A 1,656-nucleotide genomic window follows, 5' to 3' on the forward strand; every position below is an offset into this window, starting at 1 on the left:
GGCAACGAGGGCTCGGATCAGGATAACCCGCAGGCCTCCGATCCCGCCAACGCCGCCTGGGAAAAGGGCGATGCCGACTACCGCGCCTGCATGGCCCAGCGCCTGCCCGGCGACCCGTCCTTCCCGGCGCTGCTCAAGCAGGCGCAGGACCTTGCCGACGGCATGGCGGGCAAGTAGCCCGCCAAAGCAATTCCGGGCGCGGCGGTTACCTCAGCCAGCGTTGGCCCGCAAGTTCCGCCGCGGAACACGCCGCGCGGCGGGGCGCGCCGTTTCCGCGAGGATCCCGTTGGCCTGAGGCGCGGCATCCTTGCGCGACCTTGCGTCGGTCACCCGATGCAGCCGCTCGTAAGGCAGCAATTCCCGGATGCGGGCATTGAGCGCTTCGACCTCGGCGTGCAGATCCTCGCATTCCTGCTTCTGGATATCGAGCTGGATCTGCTCGGACGCCTGCTGCAACGAAAGCTGTGAGAGATTGGTGCTGACCTCCGACAAATTCTTCTTGTCGGCTTCGCTCTCTTCCCTGAGAACGGCGAGCCTTTCCTCGGCGATCTGGCGTTCGGTGACGGCATCGTTCAACTGCCCCTTGAGCCTGGCGATTTCGGCCGTCGCTTCGCCATTGTCTGCCGAGACCTTGTCCAGGCGCGACTGCAGCTCCTGCATTTCGGCGCGCAAACCACGCATCTCGGCCTGGCTGCGCGCCAATTCGGCGGCGCTGTCGCTTTCGGCGATCCGCGCCGCCTCGGCTGTTTCGGCGAGCCTGGCCTGGGTTGCCTCCAGCGCCTTCTGCAGCCGGGTTTCTTCCTTTTCATGATTGCCGATCTGAGCCATCAGCTCGGCAATATGGGCGGTTTCGCTGGCGTGGGTTGCCGCGAACTCGTCGAATTTGTGGCGGGCCTCAGCCTCCCGCTTTTGCGCCTGCTCCAGGTCGACCGTGAGGCCGACTTGCTTCTCGCGCAGCAGCTTGTTCTCGGCGCCGCGCCTGTCGACTTCGACGGTCTTGGCGGTCAAGGCCTTGACGATCTCACCAAACTCCTTCTCGCGCCTGGCGTTCTCATTGCTCATCTCCACCAGTTCCAGGCGCACGGCCGCCAGCGCCGAGCGCAACTGCTCGCGGTCCTGGACGAGGCTCGCCTCGCGCTGTTGCCAGGCCTCGGCCACGCCGTCGCGCTCGCGCTGCTTACGGGCGGCGTCAAGCAATTGTTCCGAAAGCGTTTTGTGTTCGGCGGTAAGAGCGAGATTAGCCAGCTCCAGCTCGTTGGAGCGCAACACGTCGCGGTGGAAGACGTTGAGGACCTCGCGCGTCATGTGATGCGCGGTAGCGATCTCCGCCAGCATCGCCTCTATCTCCTGCAGATGGCCCTGCCCATCGCGGAAAAGCCCGGCGACGGCCTCCAGCGCGGCGAGCCGCGTCTGGGTATGGGGCGTCAACCGCGATGACGCTGCCTCGGGCTGCTGCTCTTCGGGCGGCGGATTTTCGTCGCTTGCCACGAGTTCCTGACCGGCAACGGCATCGTCTCCCGACGGCGGTTGTTCATCATCCTTCAGAACGTCCTCGAATGCTTCCGCCAGATCCGATTGGAGTTCCTGAAATTCCTTATCGACGTCCTCGGCCCGCTTGATCAGAGACTTGAAATTCATCACCACACATCCCTTACT

At 64.4% G+C, this 1,656-nt stretch carries 1 protein-coding gene; it reads right to left on the reverse strand.

Annotation, left to right across the window (positions count from 1 at the left end; translation table 11 throughout):
- Positions 1 to 210: 210 nt before the first annotated feature.
- Positions 211 to 1,656 (reverse strand): hypothetical protein (locus EOA23_RS34520; protein ID WP_348628607.1); only part of this gene is annotated, 1,446 nt, incomplete at its 5' end.

The sequence above is a fragment of the Mesorhizobium sp. M2A.F.Ca.ET.042.01.1.1 genome, assembly GCF_003997405.1.
Classification (GTDB): Bacteria; Pseudomonadota; Alphaproteobacteria; order Rhizobiales; family Rhizobiaceae; genus Mesorhizobium.